The following is a 20,996-nucleotide window of genomic DNA, read 5'->3' as shown; positions in this document are numbered from 1 at the left end:
CAATGATAATGAAGCCATCGGGTTGGATTGTTATTAGAATATCGCCACCAAAAGGCCCGGCCATTTTTAAAGTCTTCTCATCCTTTGTGCTGGAAGAAAGTTGGAGGCTGTCATCAGGCACCTATGACATGTCCGAGCTATCAGACAAAGGAGGCCACTTTGAATGGCCTCAGGCTTCAGGGACTGTCTATCACCTATATAAAGATGGTGAGAATGACCTATCAAGCTATGCGGAGTCAGTCTTTAACAAAATTATCCACGATTGCGAAATCGAAGGGGTGACGGTAGAAGTTATTCCCCTCTGCCCAAGAGACAATTCGTGACTGAACTGAGTTGACGGTCTAGAAAAATGGACGAGGCATGAAATGGCAGAATTGACACTTCAAATTAAACTAAACTTTACTTGGCACGATGCGGCTATTTTAAAGATTGAACAAGATAAAATGTCTTTAAGATATCTTGAATCATACGCCCTCGAGCATTTTGGTTGCGACGACAATCGCGCGCTTTCAGTAAACCTGCCTGTCACTGTCTTCCCCTATCACACTCCGACAAAGAAACCGTTTAGATTCATTGATGACATAATCCTCAGTGGTGCCGGCAAACGGTTCTGGATGGCAAATGGTTTGCCAAAAGACTCCTCTTCCTACAACCTGCTTCATCAATTTGCTTGTGGACCAATTGGCAATATCCGAGTAAAAGAAGCTAATGCCTCAACATGTGCAGCCCCGCTGCTGTGCGAAACCTCATTCACTGTTGATGATGTAGTAAATAAAGGATGGGACTTCCTCGATTATGCTAAAAAGCTCGGTATAGACGTTAGAAGCGCTACTGGTGCCGGCGGCGAGGCACCAAAGTTTCTGCTTAGCAAGCAGGGTAAACAAATCTGCTTAAGAACTCCTGGGGAGGATATAGAGCCCAATTCTGTGCATTACCTAGTTAAGTTCCCTAGAGGAAAGCAATCAGCAATTGACTCAGACATCCTTAGAGCTGAATTTCACTATTATCGCGAACTGGAAGCTTTGGGGTTTAATACTATCGCTACAAACGGAATGATGTTACTGGAGGGCCCGAAGTGCCCTTCTCTTTGGCTTCCTCGTTTCGATGTTCTAGCGGCCGATGATGGCGGCGTAACTCAACTAGCGGTCGAGTCGGTGTATTCGGTTTTGGAAAAGCCTCCAGGCTCTCTACTGGACCACGAAGAAACCCTAAGAACACTGATTCAGACAATTCAAAGCAGCTTCATGGTTCAAGAACAGGGTTATCAGTTTGACGTAGAGAGCTTCGTCATAGAGTGGGTTAAAAGAGACCTCTTGAACATCATCTTTGGAAACTCAGACAACCATGGGCGCAACATCTCTATGATGAGAAGCCAAGGAAAAATAATGCTCGCACCTATCTATGATTTTGCACCAATGAAGGCCGACCCACAGGGTGTTGTGAGGACTATCACTTGGGCTTCGAGTATCGAGATTGGAGGACTATTAAACTTTATGAAAATCGCGGAAACTCTAGATGATTTGGTGTCGGCCGAAAGACTGTTAAACGAAGTAGGTTCCTTAGCACAGTCGCTACTGTCACTAAGGGCTAGACTTGAAAAACGAGGTGTCCCAGCTTCCATACTCAATTACCCTTCCATTGGCCTTAACTTCATTTCTAAGAAATTGCAGGGATTCAACTGATTCAGTACCGGCTTTAAAACTTGTCGATCAAGCAACTTAGACTCATCTAATGTAAACTCGATGTCTTGATGAAGGATTTCCATCTCAATTACAGGATCTATATACGTAGTGCCCCCAGAGCAAGCCCTTTCTACACTAGTACATCACAAATTTTCTTTCGTCTTAGTCATCTACAATCGCTTCCATATCAATCAATTGCGTATTACGACCCACGCGCTTCAAATCTCTCAGAGCCGCAGCCTTTGACGCAACCCTAAGCGGCCTATCGGTGTTGATCACCTGACTTAAAATATCTGAAACTGAGCGTTTTGTATGAGTGAACTCGATTACTCCGTAATCTGTCTTGTAAATTCCCTTGACCCCTGTTGTCATCAAGGTGAGTCTGTCTACTGGGATTTGAGAAATAACCCCATAATAAGACAATGCCGACTCAAGGCTTACGTAGTTGTACTGGCCTCTTCTTAATGCGATAGCAATAAGCTCAATTGTCTTTGAGGAGTTTTTGTTTCTTGATAAGCCATATACGTAGACTCCTCTCGCAACTCGCTCGAGTAATCCGTTTTTTACTAGGCGAGCCAGGCTATCGTTCAATGAACGCTGGGAATCTTCGTGAAAAATTTTGGCTAAATCTCGGTGCAAAAAGACATAACTGCCTTTTGAATCAAGCTCGTAAAGTCTTTTAACAGCTAATTCTTGTCTCAAAGATTTAAGTCTCTAGTTATTACCCTTCTAGACAGTATAAGTCACCACTTGCCAGGGAGTCGATTAGTAAAGTAACGGAAATTCAGAGCCCCTATTGTTCGAAACCGCATTCAATGTTGATGATGTAGTACACTAAGAGTGAGGCATCCTCAATTTTATTAAAGAGCTCGGTTTAGACGTCAGAAGCGCAATTGATATCAGCGGTGAGGTACCAAAGTATCTCCATAGCACACAGAGCAACCAAATCTGTTTAAGCGCTCTTAGCAAGGTTATAGCGTCCTAATGTGTGCACTACCAAGCTAAGTTCCCTAGAGGAACGCAATATAGATATTGACTCGGACATTAGAGAGCTGATTTTTACTATTGTCATGTACTGGAAAACATTAGGTTTCATACCATCTAAAGAAAAAATGTAGTGAATCGCCAGTAATTAACTAGACGCCTGTCAAATTCCATTGAGTGGACCTCGTTCAGTAGACATCACGACCGTCATTGCACTAAAGTGTCTTTTTACTGAAGGATTAGCTTGTGAAGTTAGCTATATAGCTAACATTGGTGTGAATCAGTTGAAAGATAGCCATATAGCTAACACTGCAACACTAAATGTGGCCTATTGGCAAAACACTCACCTGTACTACAACTGTTTCACTTCTAATGAGTGCAATACGCATAACAGGGAAACTAAACCGTGGCCAATTTAAGTTTACTACTACCTGCGAGTATGGAAATTTTTGTTCGTAGACTTTCTTTGAACAGCGGATTTAACTGAGATTAATTCTAACTCTCACTATAACCTATTGACAATAAGCCTATTTCTTTCATTTGGATAAGTAATGAAGATTCGTCTATACAGTGATTTACACATCGAGTTTCAAGATTTTGAAGCTACAACATCAGAGGTTGACGTTGTCGTTCTGGCCGGTGATATTGATATAGGCACTAAGGGTGTTGATTGGATAACTCGTCAAAATTTTAAGTGCCCTGTAATTTATGTTTTAGGTAATCACGAATATTATAAGCACCGTTATCCAAGTCTAATCGATAAAATAAAAACTCGAGCTGTACAACCCAACATACATGTTCTTGAAAATGAGAGTGTTGAAATTGATGGCGTGCGATTTCATGGCGCAACACTTTGGACTGATTTTCAAATCTTTGGTGATGCGAGAATTTCAGGTTATCAATGCCAGCAAAGGATGACAGATTACAAAAAGATTAGAAAGGAACCATCTTATTCTAAATTAAGATCGATAGATGTTGCCGAAATTCATAACCGTTCGCTAATGTGGCTTTCAGATAGCTTAAAGAATTCGACTAGTAATGTTAATGTTGTCGTTACACATCATGCACCTCATATGCTATCCGTTCCGGAATACTACAAAGCGGATATCCTCTGCGCTGCTTACGCTTCGGATTTAATGGCTTTTATTCAAGAGCATAAGCCCGATTATTGGCTACATGGTCATTTGCATAACAGTGCAAATTATCATATTGAGTCTTGCAATGTGCTGTGTAATCCAAAGGGATATAAAGGTGAAGAGAATGAGGAGTTTGATCCAACTTTCTGTTTCACTTTGGGCAATTCATAGTTGATAGTTAACCACTGGTGGAGGTCCACTCCACCTCTTAACAAAATGAGTGGAGATTCAATCATTACCTATATCCGTAGGTAAGTTCAATTGCTCCCTTAAAATTGCTAAATCTAATGGCTTTTCAAGAAAATCAACATCCTTGACAGACTCAGAATCAGGGATTTCATCTTTGGAATTGGCAGAAAGGATAAAATATCGCATTTGGCGATAGCCTTGAGTCTGCAAAGACTTAATGAGTGTAAGGCCGTTAGTATTGCCAAGCTTATAGTCCATCAGAACAATAAATTCAGTAAGTTTTTGTTTAGATGTCATTAGTGGTTTGACGTCGAGTTTCTTGAGCAAACTAAATAACTCTTCAACTGTTTGAACTGGAAAGACAGTAAATCCAGCAATTTCAAGCATCGATTTACAAACTTCAAGATTAAACACATTATCATCAACCAATATAACTTTTTTAGGTGCACCTATAACACATGATTCAACTTCCTTTTCTATCCTTTCACAGAAATCCATTTTAGAAGGTTCAGGCATCGCATTAACTATGTGTTCTTCGCTGACTTCTCTATATGGGAAGTTAAACAAAACCAATGTTCCTTTGCCAAGTTCGCTACGGATTCTTATAGAGCCACCAACGCTTTCTATTACTTTCTTACAAGTGTATAGGCCAATACCAATGCCGGATTTTAACGCCGTAGCGCTTTTACTATCGATGGTGAAAGGTCTGCTTAAAGCCAGTTTAGATTCGGATGACATTCCCTTTCCGAAATCTCTCACGGCAACTCTTATAAATCCATCTACTTTAGGGCAGGATAAGCCTTTGTTGACAGAGGCGTTGTTCTTTACACTTACTTTAACTATGACATTATCACCACTACTATATTTGAATGAATTATTTATAAAGTTAGTGATCAATTGAAAGAACTTAGTTTTGTCAAGAGCATACGTTGGCCAAGGCAATTCATCCACCTTTATGATTAGATTTTTCCCTTGAGTTTTACCAAATGCCTCATAGTAATCACTTATACTTTTTAAAAATTCATTTAAATCAACATTTTCATAATGTAGTTCTAATGGGCCTGTAGCCGCTTTCGAATACATCAATGTATTTTGCGCAACACTATTGAGTAAATTTGCTGACCATATTATTTTTTCTAAAACCTCTTGGCCAGATGCATTGCATGAGCTCATGGCTTTAAGCATTTCAGCATAACCTAAAACTGCGTTTATAGGTGTCCGTATCTCATGATTCAAAGTAGATAGCAACGCAATTTTTGAATTTGTTTCTGTTTGTTCTCTGGTTACATTTAATCTATTCTGGATGAAAATAAAAAGTAACAAAGAAGATGAAATTCCGAATATAGTCGCTGTAAGTAGCAACATCGAAACTTCGAACAGCTTTTGTTCTGAAGGTAGCGTACCAACAACTAGTGTATAATTTAAACCATACTCTTGAATTTTAACTTTATATTCTGTGTTAATACCTATCACGTCATATAAAAAACTCTGATCGATCAGATTGCACTCTTTATTTTCAAACTCGGCACCACCCAAAATGAAGTGCTCACACATATCAGTATTTGAATCAATCTTTTTTTGAACCCGCTCGTGAGATATGGCGTAAACAAGATAAGGCATATGAGGAACATCAATTGGAATCAGTATAGTTTCGAAACCGTCCAAACGGAAATCGTGAATTTCTTGATTTTTTCTTTCTATAACGCCAGCTGAGATTACATTAATAAAAGACGGATCTGATATTAAAGTTGGCTTTAGTTCTTCGTTAAGGGTGAATGCAATAGCTAATTTTATCTTTAATAGGTCTTTTGAAAAGATTGAGAACTCTGTTTGTGATACTTCCTCAGATGCATTAAAGAAAGACTTTAACGCCCCAATCATGATTTTGTGTTGTATCAACATTTCTCTTGCTGAATCAAGGGCAGCATCAACTTTTCTTTGGTGTTCACTCTGTATTTCGTTGCGTGCATGCTCCCACAACGTCACGTCTATCGACATTGTAATTAAAAAACCAATAACCAAAGATATGCATGCTAAATTACAAGGCCTCAATATGAATTTCCTTAAGTGAACATTGTAAAGCACTTAGCTTAGACAAAATCTCAATTCTACTCATGTCCTTACAAACTATGATATCCTTTTCAAGCTTAAGGTAGCGGCAAACACCATTGAATTTATGATTTAAATTATTTAGTTCTTTTTGCTGTTCATCACCTAACAAATTTGCTGATTGAAGTAATGAATCTAACTCTATCAACAAAAGGCAATACATTTTGCTTTGAGTTGCTTTGTCATAACATTTAAAGAACTCTATTAATTTTAGGTTTATAATTTGTCTTGGCATATATAGCCTCTTTTTGTTTATTGTATTCGTCAATCCAGTTAAGCAAGTGTCTTCCTTCGATAGGTGGACTAAAGTAGTAGCCCTGGACTCTATCGCAGCCCAATGTTTTTAACTTTTCCAAAACTCCTATGGTTTCTACACCTTCGGCGACAACATTAACCTTCAACTTTTGTGCTAATGCAATTGTTGCTTCTACAATCGCAAGATGTTGAGAATTACTGTCAAGATCACAAACAAAATCCTTATCTATTTTAATTTCCTCAAACGGAATGTTATCTAAGCGATCAAATGTTGAGTAACTTTTTCCAAAATCATCAAGAGAGATTGGAATACCGTTTATGATTAGTTTCGCAAGCGCCTGGAGTGTTTGCTCTTGGTTTATCATATCTTGAGATTCAGTTAACTCTAGCATTAGTTTAATGTCTGTATTTGAATTATGTTTACCAATAATATAATTTATAAATTCAACGGACATTAATTCACCGGCACTGATATTTACCGATAAGCTATAACTCTTTAAGGCGGGAAACAACAACCACTGAGATATGGCTTGATTTAACACGAGCTTAGTCAATTGACAATTTAGCCCAGCCCTTTCTGCTAAAGGGATGAACTTATCAGGGTAGATAAAACCGTCGCCCTTTAAACATAATCTTGCTAGAACTTCAAAACCTATTATATCACCGCTGGCAATCTCAATTTTTGGCTGATAACAAAGAAACAGATTGTCTTCATTTAATAATTCTGTGATATTATATTCATTGCACAGAACTGGCACGTCAGGTTCTGGGGCGAGTTCTTTGTCATTTTGATTCTTGAGAATATTATCTAGCAAAGCATTCACATCTATTGGCTTTTGATAAACACCAACAAAATTTAAATTAAAACCATTGACAATGTTACTTATCAATTCCAATGTGCGAATATCAGAAGAACTGATTATTGCTAAAGATATAGATTTATCTCTCGATGTTGCCAAATGATTAATTATTGACAATCCATCGCCATTATCCATCTTTAAATCAGCTATAACTAGGTCAATACAGTTTCCACCATCGATACTCGACTCTTCCAAAACTTCAATAGCTGCGTTCCCACTAGTCGCTTCAAATATTTTAAAGTTGTGATCATAATTCAATGATAACAGTTCATTTTTTATGTACTCACGAATAAAGGCTTGATCATCAACAATTAGAATATTCATTGTTACTACCTAACATTATTAGCAATAAAACTAGACAATTGATTAGACGATATAACTGCTAGTTTTAACAAAAACTTATTCGCCATTAACTCAGAGCGACTTAAAAGAAAAGAGTGTATTGTTAATTTCTTGTCGCCACTACAAAACTTGCGAATCTTAAATGCTTCAATCTTTTCAGATTGAAGCTTTTTTATAAAATTATCGTTGCAAACACTAAAGCATAAATATCTTAGCTTTTTGTTTGCCGAAAATGAATTTATATAAGATGACATAATACTATTTTCAAGTTCTATTGTCGCACCAGCCGTAGATAGAACCAACATTCCATCAGGTGTTTTATTTGTTAAGCCAGACATCAAGGTTTTTAAGTCACTTTTTATGTTTATCAATTCAAATATGTTTTGTGAAGAAGTTTCTACAAAAAGCGCATGCCCGACGATCTGTCCATTAAACGCTGTCGCTATGTTTATCTTTAGCTTGTCAAGGCCGTGATAAGATTCCAATGGAGGCTTCAATATTAGACTAGGATTATTCTCATATCGTAATATCATTTTTAGCACTAGATAAAAGCTGTCATCGTTGATATCAATAGATTTTATCTCGTACGTCTCGTTAGAATAATAAGGATGATTAGATTTAGTTGGCTGGGTTTCTGGTATTGATACCAGATTTCGACATTCATCGAGAAATAAGGGGTCTGCACTATAAATACTAGTTAGTTCTTTATCGTATAACTCAACAATCTCTGCTTGCTTAGCCAAAGATGGAATGTTCACTCCTCTCTCCCAACGACTGACAGTTATAGTATCTAGATTATAAAATAAACTGCTGTGTTCTCTAAGATGCATACAAAGCTGTTCTTGAGAGAGCCCGTTATTCGACCTGAGGTGCTTCAAAAACATCGAAAACACGTGATTTTGTTTCTGTTTTGAATAGCAGCAAGTTGTAGATGTCATAACGTGTTCCATTGGTATGTCTTAACTCTTCTAATAGTCCAACGTATCGGTCTTTGTCGATACCTTCAATACACTCGGGGTAGAGCTCAGTGTACAAGATCCACATACGATGATGATGTTCGTTGAAATAAAGCCCTGTAACAAGTTCATTACTCATTGTCTTCCCAGCCTATCAAGAATTCATAAGTAATTGTAAAACGCAGCTAAAAGCGTAAACAGGGCAAGTTAGATAGAGTTTTTTTGTTAAAGTGCCTAGCTAAGTCGTAAAATTTTGTATCGAGTAGTTATTTGTTAACAACACCATACTGAATCACCTCTTATAGCCTAGACAACCTCGGACATAACTTCTCTTAGGCGCGCTCGTACCTATTCTTTGATTTTATGCCGATGCAGGTCGACACATAGGGAATAGTTAGAACTATCTCTTAGCATGAGAGTATTGACAAGGGAGGCCACTTAAAGTTACAGAATGTGGACAAGTGAAGTTGTTGTGATTGAGGGCCTTAATAAGCGAAACCTCATACACTGTTTATGATTGCCTTCATTAAGCCATTTAACTAAAGCAAGTTGCAGCAAAGAAGATCAGTTCTCCATATCACCAATCATTCAGCCAAAGTTAAACCATCCGTATCACTAGTCTTCTCGATTTACCTAGAAGCTATCGTAAATACATGTATAGTCGAGTGTATTGGGATCAGAAAATCTTAACTTAAATGAAAATTTTCAAGGTAAATCCAAGTCAAAATGAAAGCACTAAAAATCAATCACTTAATTGCACTTCCCTACTTTTTTCGCAGGTTTGCAATAAAATCTTATTTTAAATGAAAATGAATGAAGATAATCTTAACTTAAAAGAACGATTTAAGAACAATGGTTTAGAGAACCCTAGGAACCTGAATCACTTAGAAGACTCAGATTCTGACTTTCAGTGAACCTTACCAAATTTTTGGGCATTTTCATTCAGACTGCGAATCTCGTTCACCGCATAACTAATTCAATAATCCACCACTCTGCTACAGCGCTTCACACGATAACTGTGTTAGATGTTGAGGATTTACGCTAGCAAGGCTGCTACGACAATGTAAGAAAGCTTGATGATTTGGTTGGGATTTAATTGGCTCAGATTCTGAGTTTAAGTGAACATTTCCATGGAGGTTGTCATAAGCCTGCAGATGACCTTTTCCGATACAAGTTACCCGTCGCAATGTCGCGTACCACTCTAGGAGCACAACATTATTCATTACGCCTGACGTAATCGCTGGATATCCTTTTGTGGAGGAAGCCCAAATAGCCGACTGTATTCACGGCTAAATTGAGATGGGCTTTCATAGCCAACGACTCCGCTTGCCTGGCTGGCATCTAAACCATTTAACAGCATCTGGTCCCTCGCTTCCTGCAGGCGCAGATGCTTGAGATATTGCAATGGGCTGCTACCCGTCAACGCTTTAAAATGTTGCCGAAAGGCTGATGCACTCATATGGGCTTTGTCAGCTAATTCATTGATGCCTATCGCTTGAGCGAAATTCTGCTTCATCCAAGCCACTATCTGTACGATTTGCCTGCTCGGCGAGCCAACCGACGCCAAATGTCGCAAGTGCATTCCATGTGGGCCATGGAGCAATCGAATAACGATTTCCTTTTTATACAGTTGTGCCAAGCTTTCGATATATTCAGGCGTGTGATGTAACCCCAGCAAACGGCTCATTGCATCACACAACCCAGTATCGACATCTTGGGTAGAAATGGCTTGATATCTAAGATCTTTGGATGGTCTTTCCAGATTAAGTTCAGTGCAAGTCTGGGCAATTAATCCATAGTCCAACTTCAAGACTAAGCCGATAAACGGATGATGCCTTGTCGCTTCTGTTACATGTGAAATGACAGGCAAATCAAATGTCGTCAGCATAGATTGTCCTGCGTTACAGACGCGCAAACTGTCGTCGATAGCGACTTGCTTACTGCCTTGCAAGATAAGCGACAGACTTAAGGTATAGATACAGTGCAGTGGCTCGGTCGGGTTGTTTCTGATGTGAAGCGTCAGGTCAGGGATGCTGGTGTCATGGTCACCTTCCCTTCTCCCGTAAGCAAATGCTTTATCTGCTAGAGATTGAATCATGCTGTTACCGCTAGTGATTAACATAAACATGCCCTACTTGCTTGACCTCGTTAGATTGCGCGTCAAATTCTTTCAGCATCTGCTGCTGTGAAATTTGGTCGCCCATACGTCCTCGTTTTACGTACCTGTGCTTGAATGATTTGGCGCCTTTAGCAAAAACCAATTTAGCAAAATCATCAATGTATTGCTGCTTAAACTTGCTGTTGAAGGTATTAAAGAGCACGACGTTTTTGCCAGTAAAATCATTGTTTTTGACAAACTGCCAAATCGGTGGTGCCGGGCTATAGAGCCAGATCGGCGAACCTAGATAGACAGTGTCATAAGGCTCGAGATCAATATGCGATGGCGAAATGTCGGCGACATTGCTTCTTGCGTCTTTCAGCGCGTTAATCCAGCCCGGGATCCCAAGTTGGTAACTATCGGCCGTGATCTCATACACATGACCCGCGGTTTGCTGCGCAATATGGTCCGAAAGGACGCCAGTATTGCCAGAGCGGGAGAACACCACAATAGCCGTACTGACCATGGCCACTCGACCGGTCGTCGCGCTGGACAGATGCGATCTATTCTTGGCGTCCTGGGCGTTTTCAATCTGCGTCACGACTAAGGCAATTAATGTTACTAATGCCAGCACGATCAGCAAACCAATCAATATCCAACGACCCATAGTTGCTTCCTTTGTTACTTTTGGCTATTTATCGCTAAAGCCAATATGCCTTAGCGCAAACTCGCTGCCTTGTAAAAAGAGAACGTGCCCTCGGCAGTGTTCAGGACACGTTCACCTCTTTGGTTAGCGGTGTTGGCTAGAAGTGTTGGTTAGAGGTGTTGGCTCAGGAAAGGACCAATTTTCTCTATTGCCAGACTCACCGCTTGCGGATGGTCATACAGATCGTAGTGGGACCAATCTTGCAATTCGACCAACTGGCGGTCTTTGGACACAATTGAGCGGCCATAGATCTCGTGTCCGTCACGATACGCGCCAAATGCACCTACTTTTTGACCGACAACTGCCATCATTGGTTGCGTCATCAGGGTTTCTACAAAGGCGAAAGCATCCCAACTCAGCGTTTTTTGCGCATGAGAGAACAACATACGCGTTGCCCCGCCCTCGGCCTGCCCTCGTGGCGTTTTATAGTAATCCGTGGCTTCGAACAGGTCGCGTTCGGTCAATCCATTTTGTTTTGCAAACTCAGGACTCGGCGGCAGAAGCTCATTGACCTGTCGCTTCTCACCCCTCGCTTCAGCAGTGCGCTGGGTGGCCATAGCTTCTAGTGCTCCGATTGGATTGTACTGGCTGAATCCTTCTCGGAATAAGCGTCCCAAGTTTACCGGGGTGATACCAACAACCGCCTTCAAACGCTTTTCAATCAGAGCGGAACTGAAAATATAAGCGCCGCCACCACAGATACCAAGACCACCGATTCTGTCTTCGTCGACATAAGGTAAACTAACCGCATAGTCGATCACACGGCTGATGTCTTCGACCCGTTGGCTTGGGTCTTCAACATAGCGAGGTGACCCGCCAGATTCGCCCTGAAAACTGGCGTCAAAAGCGATCACCACGTATCCCAGCTCAGCCAGCGCTTTACCGTACACGGCACTGGATGTTTGCTCTTTACAGCTACCAAATGGATGGACACTGACCATAGTTGGGTAGCGTTTTGACTCGTCGAAGCCTTCTGGCAACAGAATTAGCGCCGCCATATCCCAGGCCATATCTGCATTTCTGAATGTCACTTTTTGGATGTTCATAATGAAAGCCTTATCTGATAGAAAGGCCTAGTAGCACTAAGCCTTTCTATTGGTTAATACTTTGGCGCGTGGTTACAGCGTGCGCTGGAAGAATGGTGCTAGCACACCGATAGCTTCGGCAATTGGGGACTCACCATCATAGAGATCCATGTGATTTGCGCCGTCAACGACATACATTTGTTTGTCGCTACTGGCCGCGCGCGCCATCAAGTCTTCACTCATCCACTTACTGCCGGCATCACTACCGACAACGGTAAGCAGCGGTTGAGTCAAAAAGGCCTCCGCCTTGAAGAACGCATCGTAGGTAATGATTTGCGTCAGACTGCGTGCTGTCGCAAAGCCCGGTGCAGTGCAATAAGCTGCGCGATTAGTGTGATAGTATTCCCACGCTTGGCGGAGTTCTTCGTTAGGTGCGTCTTCTTCTTTTAACGGTGCCATTGGAATGGTGGCGATTTCTGCGCCGCTAGCATCTGACGTTCTGGCACCAGAGCCTGCCTCTATGTATGGCAGAGCATCGCTATCCTTAACATTGTTTTCCCAGCCGTTGCGGAACATCTGACCGATATTAACCATACTCACGGTACCGACCGCTTTAATGCGGCGATCGTTTATCGCGGCATTGGCTGTGTAACCTGCGCCCGCACAAATGCCCATGGCACCAATGCGATCGTTGTCTACATAGTTCAGCGTTGTAAGATAATCAATTACAGCGCTAACATCTTCGGTGCGCACATGTGGGTTTTCCAGCTGACGGGGTTCACCAGTACTTTCGCCCTGGTAAGAAGCATCATACGCGATAGCGATAAAACCGTTTTCGGCCAGTTTTTTAGCGTAAGTGCCCGCAGTCTGTTCTTTTACACCACCGCCAGGATGAGAAACGACGATCGCTGGATAGGTTTTATTCTCATCAAAATCTGCAGGGAAATTGATTAGCCCAGCTAGGGTGATATCTAGGCCATTGGTATTTGGAAAGGTAACTCGGTTCATCTGCTTTACTCCGTACTCGTTATCGGTAGCAGGAGAGAAAATACGTTCAAGTATCTGCCCTCCCGACTTACGATTCAGTATAGGAATCACAGCAGAGGTGGGTTTGCACAAAGTGACTTATTGATTGCCTAAAATGACATATCCGCTCAAAGATAAAATAGGCGCTAGATAAACAAATGCAAATAAAGTGCTGAATATTATGAAGTAATAAATTCAGTGTGACAACCTGGTCAGGCTGAAAACGCCAAAATATCAGTGTTACCAAAATATAGGTTAACAAAATATCAGTACTACCAAGAGACTCTTAAATTAGCGTCGTAAGATTTACAAGCCATGAGACGCTTAAATGGGGCAGAACGAGTATTAGCCTGAAGCAACGTTAGCAACTTTTACGTTAAAATAACAACCTACCAAGTCGGCCAACTACCAGCTTACATTATCGCGACCAGCATCCTTTGCCCTATAAAGCGCAGCATCTGCATCGTGTAGGATCTGCGTCAGGCTCTTACCCGGCTCGAACGCGCTTAGGCCACAGCTAAAAGTGATCTGCAGCGCGTCATCACCGATCTGAAATCGATTTTCTCTTATAGCATCACAATAGACCTGTGCACGGGCCTCGAGATAAGTCTCGAAGTCTTGGTCTGTGCCAAAGGGACGATTAACCAAGACGACAAACTCTTCGCCGCCCCAACGCATCAGCACATCTTCGGGATCCTGCTGTTGCTTTAAGGTCGCGGCAATATGGCGCAGCGCATCATCGCCGACCATGTGGCCGTAGGTGTCGTTGATCAACTTGAAATAATCGACATCGATAAGGATGACGCCCAGTTCTCCCAGCTGCTGACTACAGGCGTGATACAGACGCTCACCAATGGCGATACCCTCGCGGCGGTTGTAAAACTGCGTGAGATCGTCGTAGATAGCATGGTGTGTCAGCTGGGCTTCCAGCGCCTTTAACTCAGTGATATCGAATATCACACCAATTAGGCCGGCCACCTCACCACGATTGTCGTTAAAACTTGTCTTATGAAAACGCACAAAGACAGAATCACCTTCACGGGTCTTTATCTGTTTCTCATAGATCTGCACGCCAGGATTGTCGAATAACGCCTGATCGGCGCGTTGGTAGACTTCGGCAAGCTCCTCGTCGAACAGCTCATAAACGCTCTTACCAATTAATTCGTCCCGGGTGAGTTTAATGAAGGATTCAAATGCCTTGTTGCAGCCCAGATAGACGCCTGCCTTATCTTTATAGAAGATAGGCACAGGTAAGGTATCTAATGTCAGTTGCAACAGATAGCTGTCACTGGCCAGACATTGGAGCAGATCTGGATGTAGATTGGGCGCATCATACGGCATATTAGGGTCTCTTCTTGTTTAAATTGACGTTCCCTGTACCTAACAAGAGTATAGTTGTGTTAACTACGAGTGCTATATTAACAAGTTATCTCGGCGCTGCGGGATTTATTGACTCGTTTTTGTGGTCCTGAATCGTCAAAATAATCATCTTGAGCCGCTTTACTTCGAAAGTGTTAACGATTTGTACAGATATTGAGCGAACAAATCAATTGGCGCGCCTAAATACCTCTTTCAACATAAAAAATGATTGTAAATTGAAAAATGAGCTGCCTACACTGGGGTTAACATTTGTCATATGAGGGCACTCGCCTATGTCCATTTCTCCTCTTGCCAGTGACAAGCTATATCGTTCTTCCACACTTGCCCTACTCGATCCCAGCATTAAATCGACTAAACAGCTGACGCCGCTCAACGAAATTGTCGGTCAGGAACGCGCCCAACAGGCGGTTGAATTTGCCATGTCGATGAAAGATAAGGGCTACAACATCTACGCCATCGGCCGAAATGGCCTGGGTAAACGTACTATGGTAATGCGTTACCTGGACAGATATGACCCCAACGGGCATCACCAACTCTTCGATTGGTGCTATGTGGTGAATTTCGACGATGCCCGCACGCCTAAGGTGCTTAAACTACCTCGTGGTCAGGCCCAGACCTTCAAGGCTGATATCGAAAACTTAATGAAGCGCCTGGTTAAGGCCCTACCCTTGGCTTTTGATAACGAGCTCTACTATTCGCGGGCCGAGAAACTAAAGACACAGCTGGCCGAGAAGCAAGAATCGGCGCTGGGGCAGATAACCAAAGAAGCCGCCGCCAAGCAGATCAGCCTGTCCATCAACCCACAAGGCAGCTACGAGCTGGTCGCCATGAATGGTGAGGAACCCCATACCGAATCCAGTTTTTCCGAGCTAAGCAGCAAGGAACAGGCGAAACTCGAGAAAAATATCGGGGCACTCGAATCTAAGCTTAGGGAAGTCGTGCGCAAGTTCACCGCCTGGGAAGAGAGTTATTCGGACAAGCAGCAGAAGCATGATGAACAGGTGGCTCAGGAAGTCTTGGTGCATCTGCTTGACTCCCTAAAGGAGCGTTACGCGCAATATCCCGAGGTGAAGGCCCATCTTAATGAGATGCACAAAGATATCTTAGACAATCTGGATATCTTCCTCGAGCAAAATGAGGAGCAGATCGCCCTCTCCTACGCCTCCCTGGCTAAGAAGATGCCGAGGCGCTATCAGGTCAATGTGTTAGTTAATCATGCCGATATCCCTATGCCCATAGTGATTGAGGAGAGCCCTAACTATCACAACATCTTCGGCTACATAGAAAACGCCACCTATAAGGGCACCATCTTTTCTGATTTTTCCTTGATCCGGCCAGGCAGCCTGCATAAGGCCAACGGCGGCGTGCTGATGATTGACGCCATCAAGGTACTGGAACAGCCCTATGTATGGGACGGCTTGAAGCGCGCCCTGCGCTCTCGTAAGTTGAGTCTCAGCTCATTGGAGCGCGAGGTAACGCTATCGGGTACCATCTCGCTGGACCCAGAGGCCATCCCATTAGATGTGAAGATCATTTTATTTGGCGACTATCAGACCTATCAGCTTTTGCAACATTATGATCCTGAATTTAAAGAGCTATTCAGAGTTACCGCAGACTTTGAAGATGAGATGCCACGTACCGATGCCTCCGAGGTGCAGTACGCGAAATTTATCTCTAGCATAGTGGTGGGCAACAAGATGCTGCACTGCGACCGCGGCGCCATAAAACGCGTCATAGAGTTCAGTGCGCGCCAGGCCGATGCGCAAAATAAGTTATCCCTGCATTCGGCGGATATTGCCAACCTGCTGCGGGAATCTAATTATGTGGCCAGGACGAGTAAGTCGAATATGATCCGAGCAGGCCATGTTGAGCAAGCACTGCATAATCATGAGCTCAGGGTCTGTCGCCTGCGTGATCATGTGATGCAGAGCTTCATCAATGGCACCACGCTCATCGATACGCAAGATAGTGTGGTAGGTCAGATCAATGCCCTGTCTGTGGTGGCAACCTCTGATCATCAATTCGGCGCCCCAAGTCGTATCACCGCCAGCGTCTCACTCGGTGAAGGCGCCGTGTTCGATATCGAGCGCAAGGTAGAACTCGGCGGTCAGATCCACTCCAAGGGGGTGATAATTCTAACGGCGTATCTTGCGACGATTTTTGGTCAAACGGATAAGATACCGCTATCCACTCACCTCACCTTCGAACAAAACTATTCGGGTGTCGACGGTGATAGCGCCTCGATGGCAGAGCTGTGTGCCATCGTCTCCGCCTTTGCCAAGGTGCCACTGCGCCAAGATATTGCCATTACAGGTTCGATGAACCAGTTTGGTCAGGCACAGCCCATCGGCGGCGTGAATGAGAAGATCGAGGGCTTCTTCGATGTCTGTAAGATCAAGGGACGTCATAAGGGCCAAGGGGTGATCATTCCGCGCACCAATGTGCAAAATCTGATGCTTAGAGCCGATATCGTCGATGCCGTGAGCAAGGGAGAGTTCTCCATCTGGGCGATCGATCATGTCAATGAAGCGGTTGAGATCTTAACGGGTATTTCGGCGGGTGAACGTGATTTTGAGTTCGAAGACTATCCGAAGGACAGCCTCTACGCCATGGCCGATGCCAGACTGCAGAAACTGAGGGATCATGTGAAGCGCACTCAAAAGGCTAAGGTCTAGGAGCAAAGATTTATGGAAAATTAGTTAGGGTTTGAGGATTAAGGTTTAAGCGCCGATTCGAGACTAGAACCCAAATCATTAGCCAAAAAAAAAGCCGGTACTTGACCGGCTTTTTTAATCTTCCCAATCACTAAGCCACTTAGCCACTTAGCCACTTAGCCACTTAGCCACTTAGCCACTTAGCCACTTAGCCACTTAGCTAATGCTAAGAGCATTGCCATTAATGCTAAGTTATTAAGCTTTAGCTATTAAGCGAAGGCTTCTTGCAGCGGCGGAACCACCTGCTTCTTACGGCTGAGTACGCCATCTAACCATACGCGGCCGTTTTCAGTTGCCTTACCATAGGCGCGCTCGGTGAGGTCAGCATCATCAGACACGACCAGCATCTCAGAGCCTTCTTTCATGATATCGGTCAGCAGCAAAAGCACGCTGTGGCGATTGCCTTCAACCTTAAGCGCCGCGATATCGGCTTCGAGTTCAGCCTTAACCTTATCGAATACTGACAGATCGATAACCTCAAGCTGACCAATACCGACCAGGTTACCGTTCATGTTGAAGTCTTTAAAGTCACGCATCACTAGATCGCGAACCGGCGTGCCTTCGACAGCCGACTTAACCTTGAACATCTCCATGCCAAGCGCCTTGTAGTCTTCGATACCGGCGATCTCAGCCAGGGCTTCGACACACTTGATATCGGCCGTGGTGCAAGTTGGCGACTTGAAGATCACTGTATCGCTCAGGATGGCGCACATCATGATGCCAGCGATATCTTTCGGGATCTCGACATTGTAGAAGTCGTACATCATCTTGATCACTGTGTTACTACAGCCCACAGGACGGATCCAACACTCAAGCGGTGTAGAGGTCGTCAGGTCGCCCAGTTTGTGGTGATCAACGATGCCGACAATAGTGGCCTCGGCAATATCGTCCGGTGCCTGTGTCAGCTCAGAGTGATCAACGATGTAAACCTGCTCACCGGCGTAGTGCTCTTTATACAGCGGGGCTTCAAAACCAAAGCGTTCCAGGATAAAGGCGGTCTCTGGTGATGGCTCACCCAGTCTTGCGGCAATGGCTTCTTCACCGATCTGGTTTTTAAGGTAAGCCAGTGCAATCGCACCACAAATTGAATCTGAATCTGGGATCTTATGACCCACAACGTACATTGGCATAATTAACTCTCACAGTAAATTTTGCGGCATTTTACCAAAAGGAAAACCAATTTACATTACTCCCCTGCCTTTAATTGGTTAGACGCTAGTCTAATGCAGGGGTTCAAGATAAATGGTACGCCCCAATAGGAGCTAAATAAACGTTATTTATGGATAGCCTGGCGGAAAATGCCCTTGCCCTTAGGTTTGTCATCTAGAAAAAGGGCTAAACCTTGTCCCCTTAGGCTAGTTTGCGTTAAACCGCCATGCGGTATAACACCACCTCGACCTCGCCTTCCGGGGTGTCGACGCTAGTGTTTTTAATATACTCCATGCCAAGCTTGGTCATAATATTGATTGACCCCTTATTATCCGGGTCGGCGATGGCGCTGAAATGGGTGATTGCCTTGCCATTACCACTAGACTGCTTAACTAGCGCGTTGCAAACCGCCTTGGCAGCCTCTGTGGCGTAGCCCTTTCCCCAACTCGCCTGAGCAAAACGCCAACCCACCTCGAGATCCGAATGCTTTGGCTCATCGGTATAGAAATCCATCGGCCGCACCAGGATCCAACCGATAAAGGTATCGCCAAGGTCCGATTCGCTGGCTAACGTGGTGACCTTCCAGAGACCCCATCCCGTGTCGCTATTGGAAAAGCCTTGGATACGGGGGATGAAATAGTCCTCAATCTCGGCCATGGTCGATGGCTTGCCACCATTGATGTATCGCATTACCTCGGGATCTAGATTTAAATCGTAGAGCAGCTGGGCGTCTTGCTCGGTGATCATCGCAAACCTTAATCTCTGGCTATCGGCTACCTTCATCTTTTACTCCCTTATTTCCAACAGATAACGAACCGAGCATCATAACCTTGGGATAACAAGCAGGTAAATAGAAACCTTACTTAGTGTCTAGTAGCGTTAGATTTCAAACCCGTGTCACTTAACCTTAGCTTGCTAGCTGAATTTCCTTGCTGGGTTTGCCGAACAATTGCGCAGTTACCAGATTGTTACACCATCACGACTTACATCTTCAACCACCTTTAGTTAGTATGGAGTGAACGTCAAAGTCATGACAGAGATTGTGATTTTGACGCGCCCTTTTTCTAAAGGGCATGATTTTTAAGATAATAACTAATACAAACGTACATAATTTACAGACGTTGATCGTTTCACTTTGTTTATTCGGGTAGCTTATTCATGTCTTTCAATACGGCCCTGTCGTCATTCGCCGTGTGCTGCTGCGCACTCCTTTTCAATGCCTCGACAATGGCCCAGTCTTATCAACACCTAGGCAAAAGTTTTCAGCAAAATTTTAAGAAGGAGCTCAAGGCGAACAAAGTACCCGGCGGCGCCTTTGTGATAGTCCAGGGCAACAACATAGTTACTCTGGATACCTATGGTAAACGCCATCAAGGCGGTAGCAAGAAGATCAATGCCGACACTGTGTTTCGCCTGGCATCCGTCTCAAAAACCTTTGCCGGGGCGCTGGCGAGTCAACTAGTTCACGAACATAAACTCAGCTGGCAACAACCTATCAATCAATACCTTCCTGACTTTTCCCTGGCTAAGCCTGCCGATAGTCATGCGATCACCCTGGGGCATGTGATAGGTCAAAGCACGGGCCTGATGCCAAACAGCTACGATAACCTGGTTAATGCCAACGTTAAGTTGAATAAGATCATTCCCAAATTTGCCGAGCTGACCCCCATCTGCCCGCCGGGCGTCTGTTACAGCTATCAAAACGTCGCCTTCTCCTTTATCGAGCAGGCGATCGAGCAGGAAAGCGGTCAGCCTTATGAAGAGTTGATCGACAAGCGTATCTTCGCACCACTTGCCATGGAGACAGCCTCTATCGGCTATGAGGCCTTTACGCATACCAGCAATCGCGCCGAGCCTCACATCAAGACGAAACATGGTTTTAAGCAGGTTAAGGTGAAACCTAACTATTATCAGCTGGCGCCGGCGGCTGGAGTCAATGCCAGTATCAAGGATATGGCTAAGTGGCTCATGGCCAACATGGGGCATGAACCTAAGGTGCTCTCGCCTCAGGTGCTTGAAGATATCACTACCCCAGGGGTTCGCACCACTAAGGAGCTGCGCCGGCGCGATTGGAAACCCTATCTTGATGATGCTCACTACGGCAAGGGCTGGCGCATCTACCAGTTTAACGGCCATCGGCTGATCTATCACGCCGGTTGGGTCGCAGGTTATGTGACCGAAGTGGCTTACTCTCCTGAGCTGGATCTGGGGATCGCCATCTTACTCAACGGCGAGTCACGAGTGATCAGCGCCCTCGGCGCTGAGTTTTGGCAACAGGTGTTCGCCACTAAGCAAAGTTAACGGCTAAGGACTGACTTTAAAACTTACTCGTCTATTCGGCCCAATATGACTTAAGATGACTCTTGCGTTACCCATTAATAACAA

The 20,996-nt window shown here is 43.8% G+C and carries 17 protein-coding genes; 5 read left to right on the top strand and 12 right to left on the bottom strand.

Annotated elements, in window-relative coordinates:
• Positions 1-2 precede the first annotated feature (2 nt).
• Complete coding sequence (locus K0I31_RS10240; protein WP_220080735.1) at positions 3-323, top strand: hypothetical protein; 321 nt, start codon at positions 3-5, stop codon at positions 321-323.
• A gap of 42 nt (positions 324-365) precedes the next feature.
• The gene (locus K0I31_RS10235; RefSeq protein WP_220080734.1) at positions 366-1,682 is read left to right on the top strand and encodes a type II toxin-antitoxin system HipA family toxin; all 1,317 of its coding nucleotides are present in this window, start codon (positions 366-368) and stop codon (positions 1,680-1,682) included.
• A gap of 162 nt (positions 1,683-1,844) precedes the next feature.
• On the opposite strand, the gene abiEi is transcribed toward K0I31_RS10235, so the two are convergent.
• Complete coding sequence (abiEi, locus tag K0I31_RS10230; RefSeq protein WP_220080733.1) at positions 1,845-2,384, bottom strand: type IV toxin-antitoxin system AbiEi family antitoxin; 540 nt, start codon at positions 2,382-2,384, stop codon at positions 1,845-1,847.
• Between the two features lie 833 nt (positions 2,385-3,217).
• Between abiEi and K0I31_RS10225 the strand changes: the two genes are divergently transcribed.
• Positions 3,218-3,973, top strand: a complete 756-nt coding sequence (locus tag K0I31_RS10225; protein ID WP_220080732.1) for a metallophosphoesterase — start codon at positions 3,218-3,220, stop codon at positions 3,971-3,973.
• Between the two features lie 57 nt (positions 3,974-4,030).
• On the opposite strand, the gene K0I31_RS10220 is transcribed toward K0I31_RS10225, so the two are convergent.
• From K0I31_RS10220 to K0I31_RS10180, 9 genes are all read right to left on the bottom strand, one after another.
• The gene (locus K0I31_RS10220) at positions 4,031-5,989 is read right to left on the bottom strand and encodes an ATP-binding response regulator (protein ID WP_220080731.1); all 1,959 of its coding nucleotides are present in this window, start codon (positions 5,987-5,989) and stop codon (positions 4,031-4,033) included.
• Positions 5,990-6,291: 302 nt separating this feature from the next.
• A complete protein-coding gene (locus K0I31_RS10215) occupies positions 6,292-7,539 on the bottom strand; it encodes an EAL domain-containing response regulator (protein WP_220080730.1) in 1,248 nt (415 codons plus the stop codon).
• A gap of 5 nt (positions 7,540-7,544) precedes the next feature.
• Positions 7,545-8,315, bottom strand: a complete 771-nt coding sequence (locus tag K0I31_RS10210) for a hypothetical protein (protein WP_258406622.1) — start codon at positions 8,313-8,315, stop codon at positions 7,545-7,547.
• 97 nt (positions 8,316-8,412) lie between these two features.
• Positions 8,413-8,652, bottom strand: coding sequence for a hypothetical protein (locus K0I31_RS10205; RefSeq protein ID WP_220080916.1), 240 nt, complete (start codon positions 8,650-8,652; stop codon positions 8,413-8,415).
• 1,083 nt (positions 8,653-9,735) lie between these two features.
• Complete coding sequence (locus K0I31_RS10200; RefSeq protein WP_220060737.1) at positions 9,736-10,635, bottom strand: AraC family transcriptional regulator; 900 nt, start codon at positions 10,633-10,635, stop codon at positions 9,736-9,738.
• Complete coding sequence (locus tag K0I31_RS10195; protein ID WP_220080728.1) at positions 10,622-11,278, bottom strand: flavodoxin family protein; 657 nt, start codon at positions 11,276-11,278, stop codon at positions 10,622-10,624. The genes K0I31_RS10200 and K0I31_RS10195 overlap by 14 nt, the downstream gene beginning before the upstream one ends.
• A gap of 149 nt (positions 11,279-11,427) precedes the next feature.
• Entirely contained in the window at positions 11,428-12,363 is a 936-nt protein-coding gene (locus K0I31_RS10190; RefSeq protein WP_220080727.1) for an alpha/beta hydrolase, read from the bottom strand.
• Positions 12,364-12,435: 72 nt separating this feature from the next.
• Positions 12,436-13,350, bottom strand: coding sequence for an alpha/beta hydrolase (locus tag K0I31_RS10185; RefSeq protein ID WP_220080726.1), 915 nt, complete (start codon positions 13,348-13,350; stop codon positions 12,436-12,438).
• Between the two features lie 423 nt (positions 13,351-13,773).
• Positions 13,774-14,709: a GGDEF domain-containing protein gene (locus tag K0I31_RS10180; protein ID WP_220080725.1), complete on the bottom strand. Its 936-nt coding sequence runs from the start codon at positions 14,707-14,709 to the stop codon at positions 13,774-13,776.
• Between the two features lie 311 nt (positions 14,710-15,020).
• On the opposite strand from K0I31_RS10180, the gene K0I31_RS10175 reads away from it, so the two are divergent.
• Positions 15,021-17,423: a Lon protease family protein gene (locus tag K0I31_RS10175; protein ID WP_220080724.1), complete on the top strand. Its 2,403-nt coding sequence runs from the start codon at positions 15,021-15,023 to the stop codon at positions 17,421-17,423.
• A 248-nt stretch (positions 17,424-17,671) separates the two neighbouring features.
• Here K0I31_RS10175 and K0I31_RS10170 read toward each other — a convergent pair whose 3' ends face one another.
• Both K0I31_RS10170 and K0I31_RS10165 read right to left on the bottom strand, forming a co-directional pair.
• On the bottom strand, positions 17,672-18,592 hold the full coding sequence (locus K0I31_RS10170) for a manganese-dependent inorganic pyrophosphatase (RefSeq protein ID WP_220080723.1): 921 nt from the start codon (positions 18,590-18,592) through the stop codon (positions 17,672-17,674).
• A 235-nt stretch (positions 18,593-18,827) separates the two neighbouring features.
• A complete protein-coding gene (locus K0I31_RS10165; protein WP_220080722.1) occupies positions 18,828-19,394 on the bottom strand; it encodes a GNAT family N-acetyltransferase in 567 nt (188 codons plus the stop codon).
• A 375-nt stretch (positions 19,395-19,769) separates the two neighbouring features.
• On the opposite strand from K0I31_RS10165, the gene K0I31_RS10160 reads away from it, so the two are divergent.
• Positions 19,770-20,912, top strand: coding sequence for a serine hydrolase domain-containing protein (locus K0I31_RS10160; RefSeq protein WP_220080721.1), 1,143 nt, complete (start codon positions 19,770-19,772; stop codon positions 20,910-20,912).
• Positions 20,913-20,996 lie beyond the last annotated feature (84 nt).

It is taken from the genome of Shewanella spartinae (assembly GCF_019457555.1).
Taxonomy (GTDB): domain Bacteria; phylum Pseudomonadota; class Gammaproteobacteria; order Enterobacterales; family Shewanellaceae; genus Shewanella; species Shewanella loihica.
The sequence above is the reverse complement of the archived record's forward strand: the minus strand, read 5'-3'. Positions and strand labels throughout refer to the sequence as shown.

What these genes read in the sequence shown, in the direction of transcription:
- K0I31_RS10240 (WP_220080735.1), top strand. Translation starts at nt 3, where the DNA reads ATGATAATGAAGCCATCGGGTTGGATTGTTATTAGAATATCGCCACCA.
- K0I31_RS10235 (WP_220080734.1), top strand. Translation starts at nt 366, where the DNA reads ATGGCAGAATTGACACTTCAAATTAAACTAAACTTTACTTGGCACGAT.
- K0I31_RS10225 (WP_220080732.1), top strand. Translation starts at nt 3,218, where the DNA reads ATGAAGATTCGTCTATACAGTGATTTACACATCGAGTTTCAAGATTTT.
- K0I31_RS10220 (WP_220080731.1), bottom strand. Translation starts at nt 5,989, where the DNA reads ATGTCGATAGACGTGACGTTGTGGGAGCATGCACGCAACGAAATACAG.
- K0I31_RS10215 (WP_220080730.1), bottom strand. Translation starts at nt 7,539, where the DNA reads ATGAATATTCTAATTGTTGATGATCAAGCCTTTATTCGTGAGTACATA.
- K0I31_RS10205 (WP_220080916.1), bottom strand. Translation starts at nt 8,652, where the DNA reads ATGAGTAATGAACTTGTTACAGGGCTTTATTTCAACGAACATCATCAT.
- K0I31_RS10200 (WP_220060737.1), bottom strand. Translation starts at nt 10,635, where the DNA reads ATGTTAATCACTAGCGGTAACAGCATGATTCAATCTCTAGCAGATAAA.
- K0I31_RS10195 (WP_220080728.1), bottom strand. Translation starts at nt 11,278, where the DNA reads ATGGGTCGTTGGATATTGATTGGTTTGCTGATCGTGCTGGCATTAGTA.
- K0I31_RS10190 (WP_220080727.1), bottom strand. Translation starts at nt 12,363, where the DNA reads ATGAACATCCAAAAAGTGACATTCAGAAATGCAGATATGGCCTGGGAT.
- K0I31_RS10185 (WP_220080726.1), bottom strand. Translation starts at nt 13,350, where the DNA reads ATGAACCGAGTTACCTTTCCAAATACCAATGGCCTAGATATCACCCTA.
- K0I31_RS10180 (WP_220080725.1), bottom strand. Translation starts at nt 14,709, where the DNA reads ATGCCGTATGATGCGCCCAATCTACATCCAGATCTGCTCCAATGTCTG.
- K0I31_RS10175 (WP_220080724.1), top strand. Translation starts at nt 15,021, where the DNA reads ATGTCCATTTCTCCTCTTGCCAGTGACAAGCTATATCGTTCTTCCACA.
- K0I31_RS10170 (WP_220080723.1), bottom strand. Translation starts at nt 18,592, where the DNA reads ATGCCAATGTACGTTGTGGGTCATAAGATCCCAGATTCAGATTCAATT.
- K0I31_RS10165 (WP_220080722.1), bottom strand. Translation starts at nt 19,394, where the DNA reads ATGAAGGTAGCCGATAGCCAGAGATTAAGGTTTGCGATGATCACCGAG.
- K0I31_RS10160 (WP_220080721.1), top strand. Translation starts at nt 19,770, where the DNA reads ATGTCTTTCAATACGGCCCTGTCGTCATTCGCCGTGTGCTGCTGCGCA.